1 protein-coding gene is annotated in these 1011 nt (G+C 58.4%); it reads right to left on the reverse strand.

Features of this window, described 5'->3' with window-relative positions; translation table 11 throughout:
• Nucleotides 1–36: 36 nt before the first annotated feature.
• Nucleotides 37–855 carry an alpha/beta fold hydrolase gene (locus ACW9JC_RS30345; RefSeq protein WP_457459671.1) on the reverse strand — a complete coding sequence of 273 codons (819 nt, stop codon included), beginning with the start codon at nt 853–855 and terminating at the stop codon, nt 37–39.
• Nucleotides 856–1011: the final 156 nt, after the last annotated feature.

Below are 1011 nucleotides of genomic sequence, written 5' to 3' on the forward strand. Positions count from 1 at the left end.
GTGCAGGAGCTGCCGCAGGCTGCGATCTTTTGATGTTTAGAGCGGCAAGAATCTCAGAAGCGCAGCGACAATGGCTTCAGGCGCATCTTCCTGAACCAGATGCCCGGCGTTCGGGACCGGATGGAACTGTGCGCCAGGAATCAATTGCTGCAAGGCGCGCCCGCGTTCGATGGGAATCCACTGATCGTCTTCGCCCCAGAGAATCTGCACCGGGCAACGAATCGTCGGGTACAGGCCCTCGGCCTCGCGGGTATAGCGCTCGTCCATCTGGGCGATCTGCCGATAAAACGCCGCTTGCCCCGGATCGCCCAGCCACGGTTGCACATAGGGTGCGAGTTCATCGTCGGGGATTTCGCGCTTGATCGCTCCGCGAATGTAAGCCGGCACGATGGCTCGCTGAATGTAGTCGGGCAACCCACTGAACGCCGCTTCATGCTGACGCACGTGTTGCACGAACGGCGAGCCCCAGGGCGTCAATGCCACCGGGTCGATCAGTGTCAGGCTGCGGTAATCCTTGCCGTTCAAAAGATGCGCGCGCAGGACGGTAGCGCCGCCAAAGTCATGGGCCACCACGTCGGGGTTATCCAGGCCCCAGTGTTCCAGCAGTTGTGCCAACAACTCGTTCTGCACGCCCAATGAAACGTCACCCTCGAGTTTCTCGGATAGCCCATAGCCGAGCAGGTCGAAGTAGTGAATGCGGTGCGTGGTGATGAAATGCGGCGCAATCCGGTGCCATACATAAGAAGAGAAGGGCGTGCCATGCACGAACACCAGCGGCGGGCCATCACCGCGTACGGCATAGCGAACGGAGTGTCCGTTGAAGCGATAGGTCTGAGGCAATGGCCAATCAGTCATGCGCGTGTCCTCTTGGCGGGGGCGAGCCAAAAAGCATAGGCAAAAAAAAACAGCCTTTGAAGGCTGTTTTTTGTATCACTGACGAAACGCATGTCCCTAATGTAGGAGCTGCCGCAGGCTGCGATCTTTTGATCTTGATCTTGTGGCTTGGAAGAT

Source organism: Pseudomonas sp. SDO5591_S426 (assembly GCF_054070755.1).